The following is a 22697-nucleotide window of genomic DNA, read 5'->3' on the forward strand; positions in this document are numbered from 1 at the left end:
TTCCCGGGGTGCCCGCGTTCGGCGGCGGGTACGCGGCGCCGGCTGCGTTCGGCGGCGGGAAGGCCTGGCCGCCGTGAGTCGGCTCAACCGGGTTCGACATCGATGCTTCCTTTCGCGGACGTTCACCGTCCGATCGTCTGGCAGGCGAGGATAACGACCGGCGGGAGCGTCGCGCGACCCCGATCTAGCTGGGGTTATCTGACATCACGCAACGGGTGCTGTGACTTTCCTGGGAATATGACCCGGTGTGCGCACGATGACGACACACGGGCAGCGAAAACCGGCCGAAAAGGCAGACCGATTTGCCCGTCCGGAGCCGGATCAGGCCGATGCGGCCAACCCGAAAGCGATGCCGTCCAGGATGTCGTGCTCGGAGGCGATCACCGTGTCGTGACCGGAACGCTCCAGGATGATGCGCATGATCAGGGCGCCGGCACCGATCACGTCGGCCCGGCCCGGGTGCATCACCGGCAGTGCCAGCCGCTGCTCGACGGTCATCGCGAGCAGCTCCCCGGTGACCCGGGTGACCGCCTCGCGGCTGAGCTCGCTGTGGTGGATGCGGTCCGAGTCGTACTCCGGGAGGTCGTGGACCAGGGCGGCGACCGTGGTGACGGTGCCGGCCAGGCCGACCAGCGTGCACGCCTCGCGGCCGGCGACCGCGGCCAGCGCCGTGTCGACCGCCGCCGTCACGTCCTTCTCCGCGGCGGCCAGCTCCTCCGCGGCAGGCGGGTCGCCGCGCAGGTGGCGCTCGGTCATCCGGACACAACCGATGTCCATCGAGATCGCCCGCTCGACCGTATCCGTGCCGGTGACGAACTCGGTGGAACCGCCCCCCAGGTCGAACACCAGGTACGGCCCCGGCGCCGGGAGACCCTTCACCGCCCCGAGGAACGAGAGCGTGGCCTCCTCCTCACCGGTGATCACCTCCGGATCCACGCCCAGCACGCCACGCACCATGTCCCGGAAGTCCTGCGCGTTCGAGGCGTCCCGCGAGGCGGAGGTGGCACACATCCGTACGGCGACCGCTTCTGATCTTTTGATCTCGGCGGCGTAGCCGACGAGCGCGACCCGGGTGCGCTCGATCGCGGCCGGGGAGAGCCTGCCGGTCCGGTCGACGCCCTCGCCCAGGCGGACGATCTCCATGGTGCGCCGGACGTCGGTCAGCCGGTCACCCTCGACGTCGGCGATCAGCAGACGGACCGCGTTGGTCCCGCAGTCGATGGCGGCGACCCTCATAGGTGCAGCAGCATTCTCGTGTTCCCCAACGTGTTCGGCTTGACCCGTTCCAGGTCCAGGAACTCGGCGACACCCTCGTCGTACGACCGGAGGAGCTGTTCGTAGACGGCGTGCGGCACCGGCGCGCCGTCGATCTCGGTGAACCCGAACGCGCCGAAGAACCGGGTCTCGAACGTCAGGCAGAAGACCCGGCGCACGCCGAGCTCACGGGCCTGGTCGAGCAGCACCGACACGATCCGGTGACCGATTTTGCGGCCGCGCTGGCTCGGGTGGACGGCGACCGTGCGGATCTCCGCCAGGTCCTCCCACATGACGTGCAGGGCACCGCAGCCGACGACCGTGCCGTCCTCGTCGACCGCCACCCAGAACTCCTGGACGGACTCGTAGAGGGTGACCGTGGCCTTGCTGAGCAGCCGCCGATCCGTCGTGTACGTGTCGACCAGGGCCCGGATCGCCTTCACGTCCCCGGTGCGGGCGCGACGGATCATCACTCGGCTTTTCGCACACACGGGCCGTCGACCCACCACGGCTCGACCGCGTCGCGCACCTCGTCGCCGAACGGGTTCACCCCGCGGCCCGCGGCCAGCGCGTGCCCGAGGTGGACGTGCAGGCACTTGACCCGATCGGGCATGCCGCCGGCGGACACGTTGCGGATCTCCGGCACGTCCTCGATCGCCTGGCGACGGTCCAGGTAGTCCTGATGCGCCTTCGCGTACTGCGCCGCGAGCTCGGGGTCGGTGCTCAACCGTTCCTGCATGTCGCGCATCACGCCGGCCGACTCCAGGCGGCTGCACGCGGCGGTGGCATGTGGACAGGTCAAGTAGTACATCGTGGGAAACGGCGTGCCGTCGTCGAGGCGCGGCGCGGTCTCCACCACATCCGGGTTGCCGCACGGGCAGCGGTGCGCGATCGCCCGGGTGCCGCGAGGACGGCGGCCGAGCTGGGCCGCCACGATGTCGAGATCGGCAGGGTCTGGTGCATCCATCAGTTCGCGGGCTCCGCGTCGGCGGCTCGGACGCTGTTCCACAGCGTGTCGTACCAGCGGTCCGGGACGGCCGCCGGGGCTTTCGGGTCGGCGTCACGGGACGCGCCGGGCGAGGCGGTGATCACCAGCAACGGGGCTTCGCCACGCCGTACGTAATAAAGGTCTTTCCGGGCTTGAATCCGGATGTACTCCTGGTCGTTCCACTTCTCCAGCTCGGCGGCGGTCTTCGCGATCTCGCCGCTCTGCTCGGCCTGCGAGCGCTTGAGCTGGGCGATCTCCGACTCCTGCTGCAGGTAGACGCGGATCGGATAGGTGTAGGCCAGGGCCAGCACCACGAACACCGCGAGCAGGATGGTGGCCCGGCTGGTCAGCGCGCGGGGCCGGGGAGCGTCGGTGCGCCGGGCGGCGGGACCGCCCGATTGCGACTGACGCCGTGAACCGGCCGGCCGGGCACTGCGAGACGCCGGCACCCGGACCGTGGGGCGCGCCTCCACCCGGATCGCACCGGTGTTGCGGGTGCGGGACGACGAGCCGGGACGGCCGCCGCCGCCGCTGCCACTCGATCGACGGGACGGACCCTGACCGCTCGGCATGCGACGCTGTGTCATCTCCACCCCTCCCCCACAACCGTCACGGATTGTGGCACCCGAGTGGGCTCGGGTGCCACTTCACCATGATGGCCGGTCGGGTGTTACGCGACCCGGTAACGCGGGAACGCGCCCGCACCGGCGTAACGCGCGGCGCTCTCCAGCTGCTCCTCGATGCGCAGGAGCTGGTTGTACTTCGCGACCCGGTCGGAACGGGCCGGGGCACCGGTCTTGATCTGACCCGAGCCGACCGCGACGGCCAGGTCGGCGATCGTGGTGTCCTCGGTCTCACCGGAGCGGTGCGACATCATCGTCTTGAAGCCGGCCCGGTGGGCCAGGTCCACGGCGTCCAGCGTCTCGGTCAGCGAACCGATCTGGTTCACCTTGACCAGCACCGCGTTGCCGGCCGCCTCGGCGATGCCGCGGGCGATGCGCTGCGGGTTGGTGACGAACAGGTCGTCGCCGACGATCTGGATCTTGTTGCCCAGCTCCGCGGTCATCGCGCTCCAGCCGGCCCAGTCGTCCTCGGCCAGCGGGTCCTCGATGGAGACGATCGGGTAGTCGGCGGCGAGCTTCGCGTAGTAGGCGATCATCTCGTCGGTCGACTTCGGGGCGCCCTCGAAAACGTACGACCCGTCCTTGTAGAACTCGGTCGCGGCGACGTCCATGGCCAGCACGATGTCGCTGCCCAGGGAGAAGCCGGCGGCCTGGACGGCCTCGGCGATCAGGTCCAGCGCGGCGGCGTTGGCCGGCAGGTTCGGCGCGAAGCCGCCCTCGTCGCCCAGGCCGGTCGACAGGCCCTTCTTCTTCAGCACCGACTTCAGCGCGTGGTAGACCTCGGCGCCGGTGCGCAGCGCCTCGCGGAACGTCGGGGCGCCGATCGGGGCGATCATGAACTCCTGCACGTCGACGTTGGAGTCGGCGTGCGCGCCACCGTTGACGATGTTCATCATCGGGACCGGCAGGACGGCGGCGTTCGGGCCACCGACGTAACGGAACAGCGGAAGCTCGGCGGAGAGCGCGGCCGCCTTGGCGACCGCGAGGGAGACGCCCAGGATCGCGTTGGCGCCCAGCTCCGACTTGGTGTCGGTGCCGTCCAGGTCGAGCATCTTCTGGTCGATCAGGCGCTGCTCGCTCGCCTCGTAACCGATCAGCTCGTCGGCGATCTTGTCCTCGATGTTGGCGACGGCCTTCTCGACACCCTTGCCGAGGTAACGCCCCTTGTCGCCGTCACGCAGCTCGTGCGCCTCGAACGCACCGGTGGAGGCGCCGGACGGAACCGCGGCGCGGCCGACGGTGCCGTCGTCGAGGCCGACCTCGACCTCGACGGTCGGGTTGCCACGGGAATCCAGGATCTCGCGGGCGACGATCGCTTCAATGGTGGCCATTTGTGGTGTCGCTCCCTAAGCGTTGTACGAATACCGTTTCGGTCCGCGACCCTGCGGGCCGACCACGCCAGTGAGCGTATCGAGCCGACGAGTCGCCTGTTCGGCCGCCCGGCCAACTTCACCGCGCGGTATGCCTCAAAACCACGGCCCGCCTGCCGAAACAGGGGGCACTATGAGCAGCAGCCTGATTCCTGAGGACGGCTCACGCGTCGAGATGGAAGCCGGTGGCGATATCCACCCCGGTGTCCGGGTCGTGACCGCCACCGAGGCGGCCGTGACCGTCTCGCTCCCCCGCGCCCACGTGCCGCGCCAGGGGTCGGTGGTGATCCTGCGCTGGTCCGCCGCACCCCGCGGCCGGTACGTGGTCTCCGCCACCGTCGCCGGCACCGACGAGAACCGGGCCGAGCTGCGGCTCTCCGGCGCACCGGAGATCGTTCAGAACCGCCTCTACGTGCGCGGAGGCGGCGGCGAGCCGATCGTGATGACCCGCACCGGGCACCCCGACGCGATCGGCTGGATCCACGACATCAGCGAGCGCTCGGTGCGCGCCCACTTCACCGACGTCGAGGTGCGGCCCGGTCACGAGGTGGCGCTGCGGGCGCAGCTCGGCGGCGACGTGGTCGAGTTCACGGCAACCGTGACGAAGGCCAGCGCGATGCGGCAGCAGGTACCGGTCCGTGGCCCGTTGTCGGTGGAGATGGTCGCCCTCTACGACCCGCCGGAGTCCGAGGCGAAGATCATTCGCCGTTATGTCATGCGTTATCAACTCATGCAGCGCACCAAAGCCGCCGAGTCCGCCTGAACAAACAATTCCCCCCTTTATCGACCGACATATATCGTTTGCGTGCGACTGACGTCCGGACCAGGGTGGGGATCGTGGCCCGCCGACGATTCGCGAATGCTTTCCTCGCCGCCGGCATGCTCCTCGCCACGGCCGCCTGCGCCGATCTCGCCCAGGCCGGCGCGGCCGGGGTCGGTCCGGCCGACGCGGTCACGCAGATCGCCGGCCAGATCGCCGACTCCGCCGGGCTGACCTACACGGCGGCCTACCGCCTGGCCGACGGGGCGACTGCGAAGATCATTCAAGAGCCTTCCCGTACGGCCTATCGCTGGCCCGGCGGTTCGCTGATCGTCACCCCGGCCGCCACCACCCGGTGCGCGCCCGGCTGCGTGGTCTCCGCCCCCGGCGCCGCCGACCTGCCGCCCGCCTCCGGCCTGATCACGCCGGCCGCGGTCGAGGCGAAGCTGCGGGCGGCCGCCGCTGACCCGGCACTGGAGATCACCGAGCGGGACACGACCATCGCCGGGCGGCACGCGGCCTGCGTGAAACTGACCGGCGCCTTCGAGGTGTGCGTGACCGGGGACGGGACGCTGGCCGCCTTCACCGGGGTGCTGGCCGGCACGGAGGCGGACCTGACGCTGACCGCGCTCGTCGGCACCGCCGACGACGCGGACTTCCAGCCCCGCTGAACGGCTCGGCCGCGCGGGATCTTCCGGCTGGCGCGGAACCGCCTGGCCGGCTGGCACGGAACCGCCTGGCCGTGACGACGCCGACTGCGCCGCGGCGTGCTCCCGCGCGGGGGGAGGCGCGGGTGCACGCACGGCCACGAGGGCATGCCTTCCTGATCGCTGCTGCGCCACGCATCACCTCCTTCCGCCGGTCGCGTCTCCCGGGCCTGCCCCGCTGCTTTCCCGGGTTCAAGCCTCCCGCCGCGACACACCCCGCATCAGGGCCGAAGGTCACCGCCGGGCGGACCTCTCAGACGCCGAGGAGGGCGCGCAGGTGGCGCGGGGGCGGCGAGCCGTGGGCCAGCATCGCGTCGTGCCAGGCTTTCGGGGTGGCGCCGAACGGGCGGGCCGCCGCGATCGCCGCGACCTCGGTGTAACCCACGAAGTAGGTGGAGAGCTGGGTCGAGGTGAGCAGCGCCCGCCGCCACTTGCCGGCCGCCTCGCCCTCCTCCTGGAAGCCGCGCCCGGTCATCAGCGCCATGGCCTCGGACTCGGCCAGGTCGTCGCAGTGCACCAACTGGTCGACGACCGCGTTGAGGCTCATCCGCAACTGCATCTTGAGCTGCTGCAACCGCACCTTCGGGCCGCCGAAGCCGAGACCGACCATCATCTCCTCGGCGTAGACCGCCCAGCCCTCGACGAACGGCCCGGACAGGCCCAGCGCGCGCACCTTGCTGCTGCCCCGGAACCGGCGGCCGTGCGCGAGCTGCAGGAAGTGACCCGGCATCGCCTCGTGCACGGTGAGATTCCGGATCATCTCGTTGTTGTATTCCCGGTAGAAGCTGCGGACCCGCTCGGCCGGCCAGTCCGACGGCGCCGGGGCGATGCAGTAGAACGTCGGGACGTCCGCGGTCTCCAGCGGGCCGGGCGGGTCACAGTAGGCCACCGCGACGCCGCGGGCGAACTCCGGCATCTCCTCGATCACGCAGGGATCGTCCACCAGCGACACGACGTCATGGGCGCGGACGAACTCGGTCGCCTCGTCCATCGCCCCCTTGGCCAGGCCGACGATCGTGGTGTTGTCCGGGTGCTGCCCGGCGATGGTGTCCAGCGCGCGGCGGACCGTCTCGTCGCTGGGCTCGCCGCCGACCAGCTCGGCCGCGAGCGTGCGCAGCTCGGCGCCGACCCGGTCCAGGTTCGCCTGGGCGCGGCTGAGCACCTCGGAGGCGGAGAGCTCGGTGTCCAGCGTGTGCCAGAGCCGCGCCTCCCACAGCCGGCGGCCGAGTCGCGGGTCACGGCCGGGCTCGCCGCTCTCCAGCCGCTGCCGCAGCCAGCCGCCGAACTCGCCGAGCGCGGCCAGCGAAGCCTGCACCACCGGCTCGACCGAGTCACGCAGGCCCGGCTCCTGAGCCAGCAGCACGGGCAGCTCGTCGCGGATCAGCCCGGCCGTGCCGGCGAACTGACCGGCCGCGGTCTCGGCATGGACCCGTGGCACGTCGCGCAGCACGGCACGAGCGGTGGCCAGCGCGTCGGGCAGGGCGGCGAGCCGGCCGCGCAAGCTCTCCAGCCGCTCGGCGGGCGGGGCGAACGGGCGGGACAGCAGGCCGTGCAGCAGCGGACCGGGGTTGTGCTCCAACGGATTCCACTCGTGCTCACGCACGTCGGTCAGCTCGAACAGCCGCCGCTCGACCTGGGCGCTGAGGATGGCGTGATCGGCCTGATCCTCCGCGTCGAGCCCGTCGGCGTCGATGCCGCTGAGCGCGTCGGCGGCATCGCGGAGCATGGCGACCCGGCCCCCGACCGCGGTGGCGGAGAGGTCGGGCAGGCGGTCGTCGAAGCGATGGTCCCCCGCGTAGAGGGCCGTCACGGGGTCGCTCTCCAGCAGAGCGTCGGCGATGCGCTCGGCGAGCGGTACGAACTCCGGCATGCCGAGAAAACTACTCGGGAGGTCCGACTTTTTCCGCCGCTCGCACCGCTTCGGCGTACGCCAGAGTGGCTTTTCGCAGTTGTGCCTCGGGGTCGAGACCTGCCTCACGCGCGTCGGCGACCAGGCGCAACAGCCCCGAGCCGAGGTCGTCGTCGCCGGGAAGCGGCACGTCGACACCGCCCCGGGCCGCGCGGTGCAGGATCTTCGCGGCCAGCGCGAGCGCCGGCTGGCTCAGTGCCACGCCGTCCAGAACGGAGTCGCGCGACTTCTCCTCGCGCTTGATCCGCTCCCAGTTCGCGGTGATCTCCTCGATGTCCTCGACGCGCTCACCGGCGAAGACGTGCGGGTTCCGGCGGATCATCTTCTCCACCAGGATCCCGGCGACGTCGTCGATGTTCCAGGCCCGGCCGTCCGGCAGCTCCTCGGCGAGGCGGGCGTGCAGCACGATCTGCAGCAGCACGTCGCCGAGTTCCTCACGCAGCTCGTCGAGGTCGTCGCGCTCGATGGCGTCGTACGCCTCATAGCTTTCCTCGAGCAGATAAGGCGCGAGCGTACGGTGGCTCTGCGCCCGCTTCCACGGATCGCCCCCGGGCGAGGCCAGGCGGTCCATGACGGCGACCGCGTCCAGCAGGCGCGCGCCGGGCGGGTCCCAGCTGCCGTACATCAGCTCGAGCTCGGCCAGCCCGGGTTCACGGGCCAGCCGCAGCCCGAGCTGGCGTGCGAACGGCTGATCGCCGTGCGGCCCGGCCAGCCAGACCGCGAGCGGGGCGTCCCCGATCGCGTCGAGCAGGCCCTGCGCGTCGGTGTCCAGCACGGTCACCGGCACACCGGCCGCGCGCAGCGCCACCGCCTGCTCGGACTCGGCGGCGGCGAAGACCGGGCCGGAGCGCACGGTGTCCCACGCCTCGGCGGTGAGCAGCCCCGCCGGCAGGCGCGGCGAGGTGACCAGCAGGACGATGCGACTGCTCAAGAGGCGATCCAAGTCGTTCAGGAGGCGCCGGCTTGTTCACCGGACGTCGGCTTTGTTCAGGAGACGTCGGCTTTGTTCAGGAGACGTCGGCGACCGGGACCGTGGCGTTGCCGCCGACCTGCGCCGCGACGATCTGATAGATCGCCTTGGTCTGCTGGTTCTGGACACCGTAGACGCCCAGCTCGATCGGCTGGTAACGCGGGTTGACGGTGACGTCGAGCGGGTCGGCGACCTGGTGCACCTCGTTGCGCAGCGCGACCGCGGCCTCCAGATCCTTCGTCACGTCGGCCGGGACGGTGCCCTTGAAGGCATCGAAGGTGGTGCCCGGCTCCAGCGCGTTGTTCGCGGTGAGCCGCTGGTAGACGTCCTTCAGGTCGTCCTCGGTGAGCGCGGTCGTGCCGGTGATCGACTGCTCGACGGTGTACTGCAAGGCGTTGTACTGCGCGTACAACTGCACGTACTCCGTCTTGGCGGGCAGGCGGACCAGGGCGGCGAACTGGTCGTAGGAGAGACCGGCCGGCAGCTGCACGTTGTGCCGCTGCGCGACCCGTTCGATCAGATTCCGGCTGACCAGCACGTTGACGACGTCGGTGCGGGTGATCGGCATGGCCGCGGCGTCGCCCAGCGCGGCGCGGGCGTCGTCCCACACCTCCTGGACCCGCTTCTCGGTGATCCGGGTGTCACCGATGTACGCGGCCACGGCCGGTTCGGACCGGCAGGCGGAAAGGCCGGTCACCGCGAGGGACGCGACGACGGCCATGGATGCGAGTCGACGGCTACGCTGCATGGCCATCACCTTCTCACGATCAATGTGATCCGTCACACCCGGGCCGCGACCGGCGCGTCGCCGAGCACGTCCTTCAGCAGCTGAGCGCACCACTGCAGCAGGGCCTGGTCGCGCAGCGGCTCGCCGCCCAGCCGGCGGGTGGCCGGGCGCGGGACACTGACCTGCTCGTTCGCCGCCTTGTAGACCGAGTCCGGGTGGTACCGCTTGAGCCGCATCTGCTTCGAGTCCAGCAGGTTCAGCGGCGAGAAGCGGAGGTGTTTGCCCTGCATGGACACGTCGGTGAGGCCGTAGGCGCGGGCCAGCTGGCGGAAGCGGGCGACCGCGATCAGGTTGACCACCGGGGCCGGCGGCTCGCCGTAGCGGTCGGTCATCTCGGCGATGACCTCCTCCAGGCGCGCCTCGTCGCGGGCCTCGGCCAGCTTGCGGTACATCTCCAGGCGCAACCGCTCGACCGCGATGTACTCCGTGGGCAGGTGCGCGTCGATCGGGAGATCGATCTTGACCTCGGGCTCCTCCTCGGGGCGCTCGCCCTTGAACGCGCTGACCGCCTCGCCGACCATCCGCACGTAGAGGTCGAAGCCGACGCCCTCGATGTGGCCGGACTGCTCGCCGCCGAGCAGGTTGCCGGCGCCGCGGATCTCCAGGTCCTTCATCGCCACGTACATCCCGGCGCCGAGCTCGGTGTGCTGGGCGATGGTGGCCAGCCGCTCGTGGGCGTGCTCGGTGAGCGGCTTCTCACGGGGGTAGAGGAAGTACGCGTACGCCCGCTCGCGCCCCCGGCCGACCCGGCCGCGGATCTGGTGCAGCTGGGCCAGGCCGAGCAGGTCGGCACGCTCGACGATCAGGGTGTTGGCGTTCGGGATGTCGATGCCGGACTCGACGATCGTGGTGCAGACCAGGACGTCGAACTCCTTCTCCCAGAAGCCGACCATCACCTTCTCCAGCTGTTCCTCGCTCATCTGGCCGTGCGCCACCGCGACCCGGGCCTCGGGCACCAGCTCGCGCAGCTTGCGGGCCGCCCGGTCGATCGACTCGACCCGGTTGTGCAGGTAGAACACCTGGCCGTCACGCAGCAGCTCGCGGTGGATGGAGGCGGCGACCTGCTTGTCGTCCTGGGCGCCGACGTAGGTGAGCACCGGGTGGCGCTCCTCCGGCGGCGTCGCGATGGTCGACATCTCCCGGATGCCGGTGATCGCCATCTCCAGCGTCCGCGGGATCGGGGTGGCCGACATGGTCAGCACGTCGACCGAGGCGCGCAGGGCCTTGAGCTGCTCCTTGTGCTCGACGCCGAAACGCTGCTCCTCGTCCACGATGATCAGCCCGAGGTTCTTGAACCGGGTCGATTTCGCCAGCAGGCGGTGCGTGCCGATCACGATGTCGGCGGTGCCGTCGGCGGCGTGCTCCAGGGTGAGCGCGGCCTCCTTCGGCGTCTGGAACCGGGACAGCTGCTTGATCTGCACCGGGAACTGGCTCATCCGCTCGGTGAACGTGTTGAAGTGCTGCTGGGCGAGCAGCGTGGTCGGCACGAGCACGGCGACCTGCTTGCCGTCCTGCACCGCCTTGAACGCCGCCCGGACCGCGATCTCGGTCTTGCCGTAACCGACGTCGCCGCAGATCAGCCTGTCCATCGGGGTCTGCAGTTCCATGTCGTGCTTGACCTCGACGATCGCGGCCATCTGGTCGGGCGTCTCGGTGTACGGGAACGCGTCCTCCAGCTCGCGCTGCCACGGCGTGTCCGGCCCGAACGAGTGACCCTTGGACGCCTGGCGGGCCGCGTACAGCTGGATGAGCTGGGCGGCGATCTCCTTGACCGCCTTCTTGGCCCGGGCCTTGCTCTTCTGCCAGTCGGCGCCGCCCATCTTGTGCAGCGTGGGCTGCTCACCCCCGACGTAGCGGGAGAGCTGGTCGAGCTGGTCGGTGGGGACGTAGAGCCGGTCGCCGGGCTGGCCGCGCTTGGACGCGGCGTACTCGATCACCAGGTACTCCCGGTCGGCACCGTTGACCGTGCGCTGGACCAGCTCGATGTAGCGGCCGATGCCGTGCTGCTCGTGCACCACGAAGTCGCCCGTCTTCAGCTCGAGCGGGTCGATCGTGTTGCGCCGGCGAGCCGGCATCTTGCGCATGTCCTTGGTGGAGGCGCCGCGGCCGCCGGAGATGTCGTTGCCGGTGATCACCGCGAGCCGGGACGCCTCGTCGACGAAGCCGTGGTTCAGCCCACCGCAGGTGACCAGCAGCCGGCCGTCGGCGATCGGGGTGGAGATCGAGTCGACCGGGGTGACACCCAGGCCGGCGTCGCGCAGCAGCTCGGTGGCGCGCTGGGCGGTGCCCTTGCCCTCGAAGACCAGCGCGATCGCCCAGCCGGCGGCCGCCCATTCGGACAAGTCGGCCGCCAATTTCGCCGTGTCACCGTGATAGAGCGGAACCGGCTGGGCCGCCAGCGCGACCGCGTCGCCGGTGTCCGGGGCGACCTCGACAGCTGCGGCGTCCTCCCAGGGCAGCGGTTCCCCTGGTTCAGCGCCGGCCAGGCCGAAGGGCGAGATCGTCCACCACGGCTGCTTCAGGACAGCCGCGTGCGCCCGCACGTCGGCCAGGCTGCGGAAGGCGACCGCGCCGACGTCGATCGGCGCCTGCCCGCCCACGGCAGCCGCGGCCCAGGACGCCTCCAAGAACTCGTCGGAGGTACGGGTGAGGTCGTGCGCCCGCGTCCGGATCCGCTCCGGGTCGCAGAGCAGCACGTGCGTCCCGGCCGGCATGCAGTCGATCAGCAGCTCCATGCTGCCGGTCCCGTCCAGCAGCGCCGGGGCCAGCGACTCCATCCCCTCGACGGGGATGCCGGCCGAGAGCTTGTCCAGGATCTCGGCCAGCTCGGGGTGCTGGACGGCCAGCGCCGCGGCTTTCTCCCGCACGGCCGGGGTGAGCAGCAGCTCCCGGCAGGGTGGGGCCCAGAGCCGCTCGACCTGCTCGATCGTGCGCTGGTCGGCGACGGCGAAGGTGCGGATCTCCTCCACCTCGTCGCCCCAGAACTCGACCCGGGACGGGTGCTCGTCGGTGGGCGGGAAGACGTCCAGGATGCCGCCGCGGACGGCGAACTCGCCGCGCTTGGTGACCAGGTCGACCCGGGCATACGCCATGTCGGAGAGCCGCCGGGCGACGCCCTCCAGCTCCGCCTCCCGGCCGGTGACCAGCTCCACCGGCTCCAGGTCGCCCAGGCCCTTGAGCTGCGGCTGCAGCAGCGACCGGACCGGTGCCACGACCACCTGCAACGGCTGGTCACCGGGGTGGGCGAGGCGACGCAGGACGGCCAGGCGCTTGCCGACCGTGTCCGACCGCGGGGAGAGCCGCTCGTGGGGCAGCGTCTCCCAGGACGGGTAGACCGCCACCCGCTCCGGGTCGATCAGGCAGCCGAGCGCGTCGGCCAGGTCGTCCGCCTCGCGGGAGGTCGCGGTGACCGCCAGGACCGGGCGCTGGGCTCCGCCGACGTCGGCCGGGCCGGCCACCGTGGCCACCACGAACGGGCGCAGCGAGACCGGCGCCGTGAGATCCATCGAGTCGGAGTCGACGAAACCTTTGGCCGCCAGGTCACGGGCCCGGGCGAGGCCACGGTCGCGCAGGGCGGCCGGGATCAGACCGGCGAGTTGCATGGCGAGGACCCTCCGAGGGCACGACGAACGACCCCGGTCGAGGAAAGGGCCGGGGGTATGACCATCAGCTTAGTCCGACCGTCCGGCACTCCCGCCCACGTGCGCCTCAACGCACAACATGTCCGGCATGTGAGCTGAGCGGTGTTGAAGAGTGCCCCCGGGAACAAGGGGGAGGCACCGCCATGCGCATCTTGCTGCTCGTCAGCGCTTTCAACGGCTTGAGCCAGCGGATCTGGTGCGCGCTGCGCGACGCCGGTCACGAGGTCGGCGTGCTGCTCGCGGTCGGCGAGCGGGAGATCGTGGACGGGGTGCGCGCCGCCGCGCCCGAGCTCATCCTCTGCCCGTACCTGAAGGATCGGGTTCCGGCCGTCGTCTGGCAGCGCTTCCGCACGGTGATCCTGCACCCCGGCCCGGTCGGTGACCGCGGCGCCTCCTCGCTGGACTGGGCGATCACCGACGGCCTGCGGACCTGGGGCGTCACCGCTCTGCAGGCGGTCGAGGAGTTCGACGCCGGGCCGATCTGGGCCACCCGCACGTTCGGCGTGCCGGCTACTCCTCCGCGCAAGTCGGCCCTTTACACCGGCCCGGTCTCGGACGCCGCGCTGGAGTGCGCGCTGGAGGTGGTGGCCAAGGCCGCCGACCCGTCGTTCACCCCGGTCCCGGCCGAGCAGACGCCCACCCGGACGCCCGGCGCGGGGCCGCGACCGCTGATGCGGCAGGCCGACCGGGCCTTCGACTGGTCCGCCCCGACCGAGACCATCATGCGGCGGATCCGGGCGGCCGACGGTTCGCCGGGGGTTCTCACCGAGGTCGGCGGGCTTGCCGCGTACGTCTACGACGCGCACCCCGGCCCGTTCCGCACGGCGCGCCCGGGCACGCTGCTGGGTCGCCGCCAGGGCGCGGTCCTGGTCGCCACCGGGGACGGCAGCCTGTGGCTGGGCCACCTGCGCCCGGCCGCCGAGGGTGGCATCAAGGTCCCGGCGACCAGCGCGCTCGGCGCCCGGCTGCGCGGCGTGCGGGACTCGCCCGTGCCGGCCTGGGCCGAACCGGAGACCCCGAACGCGTACCGCCAGGTGCGCTACCGGCGCACCGGCGCGATCGGCTGGCTGCACTTCGACTTCTACAACGGCGCGATGGCGCCCGGGCACTGCCGCCGGCTGCTGGCCGCGCTGCGGCACGCGACCGCGCAGGACACCCGGGTGCTGGTGCTGCGCGGCGGGACCGAGGCGTTCAGCAACGGCATCCACCTGAACGTGATCGAGGCGGCGCCGGACCCGGCCACGGCCGCGTGGGCCAGCATCCGGGCGATCAACCAGGTCTGCCGGGAGATCGTCACGTGCACCCGGCAGGTGGTGGTCGCGGCGTACTCGGGCAGTGCCGGCGCCGGGGGCGTGATGCTCGGGCTGGGCGCGGACGTGGTCGCGGCCCGGGACGGGATCGTGCTGAACCCGTACTACGACATGGGTCTCTACGGCTCCGAGCTGCACACCTACACGCTGCCCCGGCGCGTCGGGGCGGACCGGGCGCAGCGCCTGATCGAGGGAAAGCTGCCGGTCAGCACCGCGCAGGCGGTCAGGTTCGGACTGATCGACGAGATCGGGCCGCGGCACCCGGAGGCGTTCACGCAGTGGCTGACGCTGCTGGCCGAGCGCCACAGCGATGCGCGGGCGGCGCGGAAACAGCGCGCCGCGAAGGCGCGCCGGCTGGCGGCCGAGCGGATCCCGCTGGACGTCTACGAGACCCGTGAGCTGGCCGAGATGAGCCGGGACATCTACGCCGACCGGTCCGGTTTCGCCGCGGCCCGGGGCGCGTTCGTCGGCAAGGTCCGGCCCACGGCCACGCCGCGGCAACTGCTGCTGGCCGGCAACACCGGACCGGTCCTCGGCGGCCGGCCGCGCCCCGGCAACGCCGGTCCGACATCCGAGCGGCGGGCGCCGGTCACGGTCCGCCCCGCCGTGCCGGTGGTCGCCTGACTCCGCGATGGCCAGACATCTCTACACCGGCGGACGCCGGCGACGCTGGGCGCTGCTCGCCGTCGCGCTGACGCTCACCGCCACGATCCCGCTGCTGCGCGGGCACGGGGCGGAACCGGCCGTCGTGCACGTCCCGGAGGCGGTGGCGCCCGAGAAACCGGTGTTCTACGTCGACCCGCACGGCCCGGCCGCGGTCGAGGCCCGCAACCTGGAACGTCAGGGGCGGCACGACCAGGCGGCGGCGCTGCGGCGGATCGCCGGGCAACCGGTCGCGACCTGGCTCACCGACACCCGGCCGGCGACGCTGACCCGGGCCGAGGCACTGGTCGGCGACGCGGCGCGGGCCGGCCGGGTGCCGCTGCTCGTGCTCTACTCCATCCCGCACCGGGACTGCTCGGGGCCTTCCGCCGGAGGCGCGCAGGACGCTACGGCGTACCGCAAATGGGTCCTTGATCTGGCTCTTGTCCTGCGCGGGCATCGCGCGCTGGTGATCCTGGAACCGGACGCGGTCGCCCAGGCGGCCACCGGATGTCTCACGGCCGCGCGGACCGCGGAGCGCTACCGGCTGCTGGCCGATGCCGTGGAGACTCTGCGGGCCCTGCCCGGGGTGCGCGTCTACCTCGACGCCGGCAATCCGACCTGGGTGCCGTCGGCGACAATGGCACCGGCGCTGCGCCGTTCCGGAGCGACGCGCGCCCATGGCCTGGCGCTCAACGTCGCCAACTTCGAAACCACCAAAGACAATCTGGCGTACGGCGCGGAGCTGTCCCGCCTCCTCGGCGACGCCCACTTCGTGATCGACACCAGCCGTAACGGCAACGGACCCGCGCACCGTGGCGCGGGCGGCCCGACAGCCGGCCATTGGTGCAATCCGCCCGGACGGCGCCTCGGCACGCCGCCCACGCTCCGGACCGGTAACCGGCTCGCCGACGCCTACCTGTGGATCAAGCGACCGGGTGAGTCCGACGGCGCCTGTGGCGGCGGTGCTCCCCCGGCGGGTCGCTGGTATCCGGCGTACGCGCTGGCCTTGGCCGGGTGATGGTTTTCTTCCTGAACGACCGTGAGACTCTTGACTCAATTCACCCCCGCGCGGGGGTACGCCGATACGATCGGCGAAGTCGGGACAGCGCCGTCCTGGAGCCATCCGAACGAAGGAGCGCCCCGATGACTGAGCTGTCCGCCCACCTCGACGAGCCGGAGGGACCGGACGCCGCGCTACGTGCCGACATCCGCCGGATCAGCACGTTGCTCGGGCAGACCCTGGCCCGCCAGGAGGGCCGTCCGCTGCTCGACCTGGTCGAGGAGATCCGGCACCTGGTCCGCCAGGACGCGCCGGCCGCCGCCGAGCGGCTTTCCGCGATGGACATCACCACCGGCACCAAGCTGGCGCGGGCCTTCTCCACCTACTTCCACCTGGCCAACATCACCGAGCAGGTGCACCGCGCGCGGGATCTGCGGCGCCGCCGCGCCAAGGACGGCGGCTGGCTCGACCAGGCCGCCAAGCGGATCGCCGAGGCCGGTGTCCCGGCCGACGAGATCGCCTCCGCCGCCCGCCGGCTCGCGGTCCGCCCGGTCTTCACCGCGCACCCGACCGAGGCCTCCCGCCGCTCGATCCTGTCGAAACTGCGCCAGGTCGCCGACTCGCTGGACGCCGAGTCGGCCGCCGCGGTCCTCTACGGCGACAACGACACCACGGTCTCCACCAAGCGGTTCGCCGAGCTGATCGACCTGCTCTGGCAGACCGACGAGCTGCGGCTCGACCGGCCCGACCCGCTGGACGAGGCGCGCAACGCGGTCTACTACCTCAAGGACCTGTACGCCGAGGCCGCGCCGCAGGTCCTCGACGACCTGGCCGAGACGCTGCGCCGGCTCGGTGTCGAGACCGCGCCGACCTCCCGGCCGCTGACGTTCGGCTCGTGGATCGGCGGTGACCGCGACGGCAACCCGTTCGTCACCCCGGCCGTCACCCGCGACGTGCTGCTCATCCAGCACGAGCACGGCATCCAGGCCACCGAGAAGGTGATGGACAAGCTGATCGAGGAGCTGTCCGTCTCCCGCCGGCTGCGCGGGGTCTCCCTGGACCTCTCCGCCAGTCTCGCGCAGGACCTGGACAACCTGCCCGAGGTCCAGGAACGGTTCCGCCGGGTCAACGCCGAGGAGCCCTACCGTCTGAAGATCCGGGCGATCAAGGCGAAGCTGGCCAACACCCGGTCCCGCCTGCAGCACGGCACCCCGCACGTGCCCGGCCGCGACTACCTGGGCAGCGACGAGCTGATCGCCGACCTGGAGCTGATGCGCGCGTCGCTGGCCCGCAACTCCGGCCAGCTCTCCGCGATCGGCGTGGTCGCCACCGCGATCCGCCAGGCCTCCGCGTTCGGCCTGCAGCTGGCCACGCTCGACGTGCGCGAACACGCCGAGAAGCACCACGAGGTGCTGGAGCAGATGTACGCGCAGGTCGGCGAGGTCGACGACTACGCCACGCTGGACCGGGCCGACCGCACCAAGCTGCTCGCCACCGAGCTGACCGGGCGACGGCCGCTGAGCAGCGCCGACACCCCGCTGACGGACTCGGCGCGCAAAACGTTCGACGTGTTCCACACGATCCGCGACGCGCAGGACAAGTTCGGCATGGACGTCGTCGAGTCGTACATCATCTCGATGACCCTCGGCGTCGACGACGTGCTCGCCGCGGCCGTGCTGGCCCGCGAGGCCGGCCTCGTCGACATCCAGACCGGGCGGGCCCGGGTCGGCATCGTGCCGCTCCTGGAAACCCCGGCCGAGCTGGACGCCGGCGGTGACCTGCTCGACGAGATGCTGTCCCTGCCGGCCTACCGGGAGATCGTCCGCGCCCGCGGTGACCTGCAGGAAGTCATGCTCGGCTATTCGGACTCCAACAAGGAGGCCGGCATCACCACCAGCCAGTGGCGGATCCACAAGGCGCAGCGCTCGCTGCGTGACGTGGCCGCCCGGCACGGCGTCCGGCTGCGGCTCTTCCACGGCCGCGGTGGCACCGTCGGCCGCGGTGGTGGCCCGACCCACGAGGCGATCCTGGCCCAGCCCTACGGCACGCTCGACGGCGCGATCAAGGTGACCGAGCAGGGCGAGGTCATCTCCGACAAGTACACGGTGCCGGCCCTCGCCCGGGAGAACCTGGAACTGACCACGGCCGCGGTGCTGCAGGCGACCCTGCTGCACACCACGCTGTCGGTCGACCCGGTCCGGCTCGAAGTGTGGGACGCGACCATGGACACCGCCTCCGACGCGGCGTTCACGGCGTACCGCAAGCTGGTCGAGAACCCGGACCTGCCCGCCTACTTCTGGGCCGCCACCCCGACCGAGCTGCTCGGCGCGCTCAACATCGGCTCCCGCCCGGCCAAGCGGCCCAACGCCGACGCCGGCCTCGGTGGCCTGCGCGCCATCCCGTGGGTGTTCGGCTGGACGCAGACCCGGCAGATCGTGCCCGGCTGGTTCGGCGTCGGCACCGGCCTGGCCGCCGTCCGCGCGTCCGGCAACGGCAACGTGCTCGACGAGATGCACAAGGACTGGCAGTTCTTCCGCACGTTCCTGTCGAACGTGGCGATGATGCTGGCCAAGACCGACCTGTCGATCGCCCGGCGTTACGTCGAGACGCTCGTCCCGGCCGAACTCCACCCGATCTTCACCACCATCGAGGCGGAATACGAGCTGACCGTCCGCGAGGTCCTCGCCATCACCGGCGAACCCCAGATCCTGGCCGCGCAGCCGGAACTGTCCCGCACCCTCGGGGTCCGCGACACGTACCTGGAGCCGCTGCACCACCTGCAGGTCGCGCTGCTCCGCCAGTACCGCGACCTGGGCGAGGCCGGCCGTCAGCTGCCGACCGCGCCGGGTGCCCGTCGCGGTCCGTCGGACTCGACGGCGCTGGAGCGGGCCCTGCTCACCACGGTCAACGGCATCGCCGCCGGCATGCGCAACACCGGCTGACCCTGCGGTAGATCGTTATGAGACAGCCCGGGAGTTTCTGCTCCCGGGCTGTTCTCATTCCGCCCCGTCCGGCTCCACAACGCGGTGCGTGATCTCGGTTCGCCGAGAAGCGTGACGAGCCCCTGCTGCCGCAGGCCTTGGAGGGGCATGCTGGACCTGGTCCTTGCGCGGCCCTGTGACATGCTCGGGACTCGCGCGGGAGGACGGTTCGCTCCGGAGCGCCGTCAGTGCTCGGCTGAGTCCCGACGAGGATCGAATCACGGGGCAGAAAAAACCGGCTAGCGCCGAAGCGCGGGCCGGTCTCACCGGGGTGACGGGGTCAGCTGGTTTCGCCGGCCAGGCTGAACGAGCCGAGCCGGTTGATCGCGACGACCGTGCTGACCACCACGAACAGCGCGCTCATCACCACCGCCGTGGTGACGCTCAGCTGCCCGGTCAGCATGGTCGTCGGGTGGATCTTGTCGGCGAGCGTGATCACGTACTGCTCGATGGAGAGCACCCGGGTCCCGCTCACCCAGCGCCCGAGCAGCCCTTCCCAGATCAGGATGTAGACCAGTCCGAGCAGCACCGGCCGCCGGGTCAGCAGGCTGAGCATGACGAACAGGGCGGTGTACGCGAACGATCCGACGACGGCCGAGATCGCCAGGGCGGCGGCGAACTGGGCCGAGCCGGCGAGCAGGCCGACGACGTACAGCGGAATGGTCGTGGTGATCGTCGTGACGACCGCGGCGACCAGGTATTTGGCGAGGATGATGTCGCGGCGCGGCAGGGGTTTGGTGAGGATGTGCACGAGCGTGCCGTCGTCGATCTCGGATCCGAGCACGCCGGTGCCGACGATCAGCGCGATGACCGGGAGCACCACGGCGAAGCCGAGGCCTTCGACGACCGGGGCGCCCCAGTTGAGCGGGTCGACGTCGAAGCTCTTGCAGAGGGCGGCGAGGCCGATCAGCAGCAGGGGCAGTGGCAGGAGCATGAGCGCCCGGCGCCGGCCGAAGAGGCCACGCGCCGTGATCATGGCGACGGTAGACATCAGGCCTCCAGCAGGTAGGAGAAGACGCTCTCCAGGGATTCGTCCGACGGCACCAGCTGGTGCAGGCGGATTCCCTGGTCGAGGGCGATGCGGGGCAGCATCCGGGTGAAGTCGCCGTAGTCCGACGCCCGTACCGTCATGCCGGTGTTGTCGATCTCGATGCCGCTCACCGATTTCTCGCCGATGAGCGCGACCGCGAGGCGCCGGTCGTCGGAGCTGCGGACGGCGAAGACGTGCGGCCGGTTCGTCATCAGCCGGCGGATCTTGCGGTAGTCGCCGGACGCCGCGAGCCGTCCCGCCACGATCACCTGGACGAGGCCGGCGACCTGCTCGACCTCTTCCAGGATGTGCGAGCTGAACAGGATGGTGTGCCCGTTGTCGCCGAGGCGGTGCAGCAGTTCCATCATGTGCATGCGCTGACGCGGGTCCATGCCGTTGAACGGCTCGTCGAGCAGCAGCACCTTCGGCTCGTGGACGAGCGCGGCGGCGACCCGGGTGCGCTGCCGCATGCCTTTGGAGAACGTGCCGATGCGGCGGTCGGCCGCGTCGGTCATCTCGACCAGTTCGAGGGCGCGGCGGGTGGCGCCGGCCGGGTCCTTGAGTTTCTGCATCTTCGCGCAGGCCAGCACGAACTGCTCGGCGGTGAGGAACGCGTGCACCGCCTCGCGTTCGGTGACCAGGCCGAGGTCGCGGTAGACGGCCGGGTTGCGCCAGGCCGGCTTGCCGTGGATGGTCAGCGTGCCCTTGGACGGGGCCAGGAACCCGGCCATCATGTGCAGGACGGTGGTCTTGCCGGCCCCGTTCGGGCCGAGCAGTCCGGTCACGCCGGCGTTCAGCGACATGGTGATGTCGTTGACGGCGACGACGTTGCCGTACCAGCGGGACACGTTCTGCAGGTCGATGACGCCGGCCGGGGTGGTCACCGGGGCCGTGGTCGCGGTGGTTTCGACTGAGGTGGTCACAGCGCGGACACCTTCCGGTACCGGGCGAGCAGGAGCAGGAGGCAGGCGGCGATCAGGCAGAGCGCCTCGATGCCGTAGATCGGGCCGTACCGCCCGATGTCGAGGCCGATCTCGTTGCCCAGCGCCCAGTGGCCGACGCCGTTGATCAGGGTGATCGGGCTGGTCAGGCCGGCCAGGTGGTTGGCGGTGCTGGACGGCAGCTGGGCGAGGACGGCGACGACCGGGGTGGTCATCAGGAAGACCGCCACGATGCCACCGGCGGCGAACGCCTGCTTGCCGGTGAGCGACGCGATCAGCAGGCCGATGCTGGTGAACAGCAGCGCCCACAGCAGGCTGTAACCCCAGGCCGGGACCAGGTCCTGGACCTCGTGCCAGACGCCCTTCATGCCGGTCTTGGTGGTGAACGCGGCGCCCAGGAACATGATGAACTGCGGGACGCCGAGCAGCAGCCAGATGGCGGAGACCATGGCGAGGAACTTCGCGGTGACGTAATCGGCGGCGCGCAGCGGACGGCTGAAGTAGAGCGGCAGCGTGTTGGAGCGCAGGTCCCGCGAGACCAGCGTCGGCGCCAGGATCGCCGCGAAGAAGATGATCATCCAGCTCAGCTGGTCGTCGAGCTCGACGTAGCTGAACGTGATCTCGGAGAACTGCGACTTCAGCGCGGCGACGATGATGGCGACCAGCAACGCGATGCCGGCGACCAGCCACGGGAAGATCTTGGCTTTGGCGGAGCGGCCCAGCCCGAACGCGGCCCGCAGGCCGTGCACGTAGAGCGCCCCGACCCCGGCGGACCGGCCCAGACGGGGCCCGGTGTACCGCTGATAGCCGATGTCATGGATGACGCCGGTCTCAGACATCGGCGGTCTCCTTCGCGGTGAAGAGCTCGGCGACACGGTGCCGGCGCTGGTCCAGGCGGTGCAGGTGGAGTTCGAGATCGGTCACCGCGCGCAGGATCCGGTCGTACGCGTCGTCGGACTCCATCGGCACGAGCAGCATCCGATGATCCCGGGTGACCGTGAGGCCCATTTCGGCGAGGCGGGCGGCGAGTTCGTCGGCGCCGTCGCTGACCTCGACCGCGAGCACGTCGGAGGCGGCGGTCATCGAGGAGATCCGGTCGGCGCGGAGCAACCGGCCGCCCTGGATCGCGATCAGTGAGTCGCAGATCCGCTCGACTTCGCCGAGCAGGTGCGAGCAGACCACGACGGAGATGCCGAACTCGGTGCCGATCCGGTGGATCAGGGCGAGCATGGCGTCGCGGCCGGCCGGGTCGAGGCCGTTGGTCGGCTCGTCCAGCAGCAGCAGGTCGGGGTCGTGCACCAGGGCCTGGGCGAGCTTGACCCGCTGTTTCATGCCGGTCGAGTAGCCACCGATCTGCCGGTAGCGCTCCTCGTAGAGGCCGACGTGCCGGAGCGTCTCCGACGCGCGCTCGCGGGCGGCGGTGCGGGGCAGGCCGCTGATCCGGCCGAGGTGGGTGACGAATTCGGCGGCTGACACGTCCGGCGGGAGGCAGTCGTTCTCCGGCATGTATCCGACCCGCGCCCGCACCTTGTCGGTCTCGGTGACCGGGTCGATGTCGAAGACCCGCACCGAGCCCGAGCTGGGCGCGATCAGGCCAAGCATGATCTTGATGAACGTGCTCTTGCCGGCGCCGTTCGCGCCGACAAGGCCGATGACCCCGGCTTCGACCTGCACGGTCAGATCGGAGAGGGCGGTCACCCCGCCCCCGTACGTCTTGGTGAGCGCCTGAGTAGCGATGATGTTCACGGACTCAGCCTAGGAAGCCACCGCACGTCGACGAA

General features: G+C 71.1%; 18 protein-coding genes. 5 read left to right on the forward strand and 13 right to left on the reverse strand.

Going from position 1 to position 22697, the window contains the following annotated elements:
• Nucleotides 1-321 precede the first annotated feature (321 nt).
• From ACH442_RS12620 to eno, 5 genes are all read right to left on the reverse strand, one after another.
• Nucleotides 322-1236 carry an exopolyphosphatase gene (locus ACH442_RS12620; RefSeq protein ID WP_396338072.1) on the reverse strand — a complete coding sequence of 305 codons (915 nt, stop codon included), beginning with the start codon at nt 1234-1236 and terminating at the stop codon, nt 322-324.
• Nucleotides 1233-1724 carry an amino-acid N-acetyltransferase gene (locus ACH442_RS12625; RefSeq protein ID WP_396338073.1) on the reverse strand — a complete coding sequence of 164 codons (492 nt, stop codon included), beginning with the start codon at nt 1722-1724 and terminating at the stop codon, nt 1233-1235. Before ACH442_RS12625 ends, ACH442_RS12620 begins: the two co-directional genes overlap by 4 nt.
• The gene (locus ACH442_RS12630; protein ID WP_396338074.1) at nt 1724-2221 is read right to left on the reverse strand and encodes a DUF501 domain-containing protein; all 498 of its coding nucleotides are present in this window, start codon (nt 2219-2221) and stop codon (nt 1724-1726) included. The genes ACH442_RS12625 and ACH442_RS12630 overlap by 1 nt, the downstream gene beginning before the upstream one ends.
• Nucleotides 2221-2829 carry a septum formation initiator family protein gene (locus ACH442_RS12635; RefSeq protein ID WP_396338075.1) on the reverse strand — a complete coding sequence of 203 codons (609 nt, stop codon included), beginning with the start codon at nt 2827-2829 and terminating at the stop codon, nt 2221-2223. Before ACH442_RS12635 ends, ACH442_RS12630 begins: the two co-directional genes overlap by 1 nt.
• Nucleotides 2830-2912: 83 nt before the next feature.
• Complete coding sequence (eno, locus tag ACH442_RS12640) at nt 2913-4196, reverse strand: phosphopyruvate hydratase (protein ID WP_396338076.1); 1284 nt, start codon at nt 4194-4196, stop codon at nt 2913-2915.
• Between the two features lie 172 nt (nt 4197-4368).
• On the opposite strand from eno, the gene ACH442_RS12645 reads away from it, so the two are divergent.
• Together ACH442_RS12645 and ACH442_RS12650 are read left to right on the forward strand one after the other, a co-directional pair.
• Nucleotides 4369-4998 carry a hypothetical protein gene (locus ACH442_RS12645; RefSeq protein ID WP_396338077.1) on the forward strand — a complete coding sequence of 210 codons (630 nt, stop codon included), beginning with the start codon at nt 4369-4371 and terminating at the stop codon, nt 4996-4998.
• Between the two features lie 74 nt (nt 4999-5072).
• A complete protein-coding gene (locus ACH442_RS12650; RefSeq protein ID WP_396338078.1) occupies nt 5073-5666 on the forward strand; it encodes a hypothetical protein in 594 nt (197 codons plus the stop codon).
• Between the two features lie 289 nt (nt 5667-5955).
• Here ACH442_RS12650 and ACH442_RS12655 read toward each other — a convergent pair whose 3' ends face one another.
• From ACH442_RS12655 to mfd, 4 genes are all read right to left on the reverse strand, one after another.
• Nucleotides 5956-7572: a DUF885 domain-containing protein gene (locus tag ACH442_RS12655; RefSeq protein WP_396338079.1), complete on the reverse strand. Its 1617-nt coding sequence runs from the start codon at nt 7570-7572 to the stop codon at nt 5956-5958.
• A 10-nt stretch (nt 7573-7582) separates the two neighbouring features.
• Nucleotides 7583-8542, reverse strand: coding sequence for a nucleoside triphosphate pyrophosphohydrolase (locus ACH442_RS12660; RefSeq protein WP_396338080.1), 960 nt, complete (start codon nt 8540-8542; stop codon nt 7583-7585).
• A 76-nt stretch (nt 8543-8618) separates the two neighbouring features.
• The gene (locus ACH442_RS12665; protein ID WP_396338081.1) at nt 8619-9329 is read right to left on the reverse strand and encodes a hypothetical protein; all 711 of its coding nucleotides are present in this window, start codon (nt 9327-9329) and stop codon (nt 8619-8621) included.
• A gap of 32 nt (nt 9330-9361) precedes the next feature.
• Entirely contained in the window at nt 9362-12970 is a 3609-nt protein-coding gene (gene mfd, locus ACH442_RS12670; RefSeq protein ID WP_396338082.1) for a transcription-repair coupling factor, read from the reverse strand.
• 182 nt (nt 12971-13152) lie between these two features.
• Here mfd and ACH442_RS12675 point away from each other — a divergent pair, with 182 nt between their 5' ends.
• From ACH442_RS12675 to ppc, 3 genes are all read left to right on the forward strand, one after another.
• Nucleotides 13153-14943, forward strand: coding sequence for a hydrogenase maturation protein (locus tag ACH442_RS12675; protein ID WP_396338083.1), 1791 nt, complete (start codon nt 13153-13155; stop codon nt 14941-14943).
• A 7-nt stretch (nt 14944-14950) separates the two neighbouring features.
• A complete protein-coding gene (locus ACH442_RS12680) occupies nt 14951-15982 on the forward strand; it encodes a glycoside hydrolase family 6 protein (protein WP_396338084.1) in 1032 nt (343 codons plus the stop codon).
• Nucleotides 15983-16107: 125 nt separating this feature from the next.
• Nucleotides 16108-18906 (forward strand): phosphoenolpyruvate carboxylase, encoded by a 2799-nt coding sequence (gene ppc / locus ACH442_RS12685; protein WP_396338085.1) that lies wholly within the window; start codon nt 16108-16110, stop codon nt 18904-18906.
• Between the two features lie 319 nt (nt 18907-19225).
• On the opposite strand, the gene ACH442_RS12690 is transcribed toward ppc, so the two are convergent.
• The 4 genes from ACH442_RS12690 to ACH442_RS12705 are packed head-to-tail and all read right to left on the reverse strand — an operon-like array spanning nt 19226 to nt 22662.
• A complete protein-coding gene (locus ACH442_RS12690) occupies nt 19226-19936 on the reverse strand; it encodes an ABC transporter permease subunit (RefSeq protein WP_396338086.1) in 711 nt (236 codons plus the stop codon).
• Nucleotides 19936-20898, reverse strand: a complete 963-nt coding sequence (locus tag ACH442_RS12695) for an ABC transporter ATP-binding protein (RefSeq protein WP_396338087.1) — start codon at nt 20896-20898, stop codon at nt 19936-19938. Before ACH442_RS12695 ends, ACH442_RS12690 begins: the two co-directional genes overlap by 1 nt.
• Nucleotides 20895-21755 (reverse strand): ABC transporter permease, encoded by an 861-nt coding sequence (locus ACH442_RS12700; RefSeq protein ID WP_396338088.1) that lies wholly within the window; start codon nt 21753-21755, stop codon nt 20895-20897. Before ACH442_RS12700 ends, ACH442_RS12695 begins: the two co-directional genes overlap by 4 nt.
• Entirely contained in the window at nt 21748-22662 is a 915-nt protein-coding gene (locus ACH442_RS12705; RefSeq protein ID WP_396338089.1) for an ABC transporter ATP-binding protein, read from the reverse strand. The genes ACH442_RS12700 and ACH442_RS12705 overlap by 8 nt, the downstream gene beginning before the upstream one ends.
• Nucleotides 22663-22697 lie beyond the last annotated feature (35 nt).

This window comes from Actinoplanes sp. NPDC020271, from assembly GCF_044388125.1.
Taxonomy (GTDB): Bacteria; Actinomycetota; Actinomycetes; order Mycobacteriales; family Micromonosporaceae; genus Actinoplanes.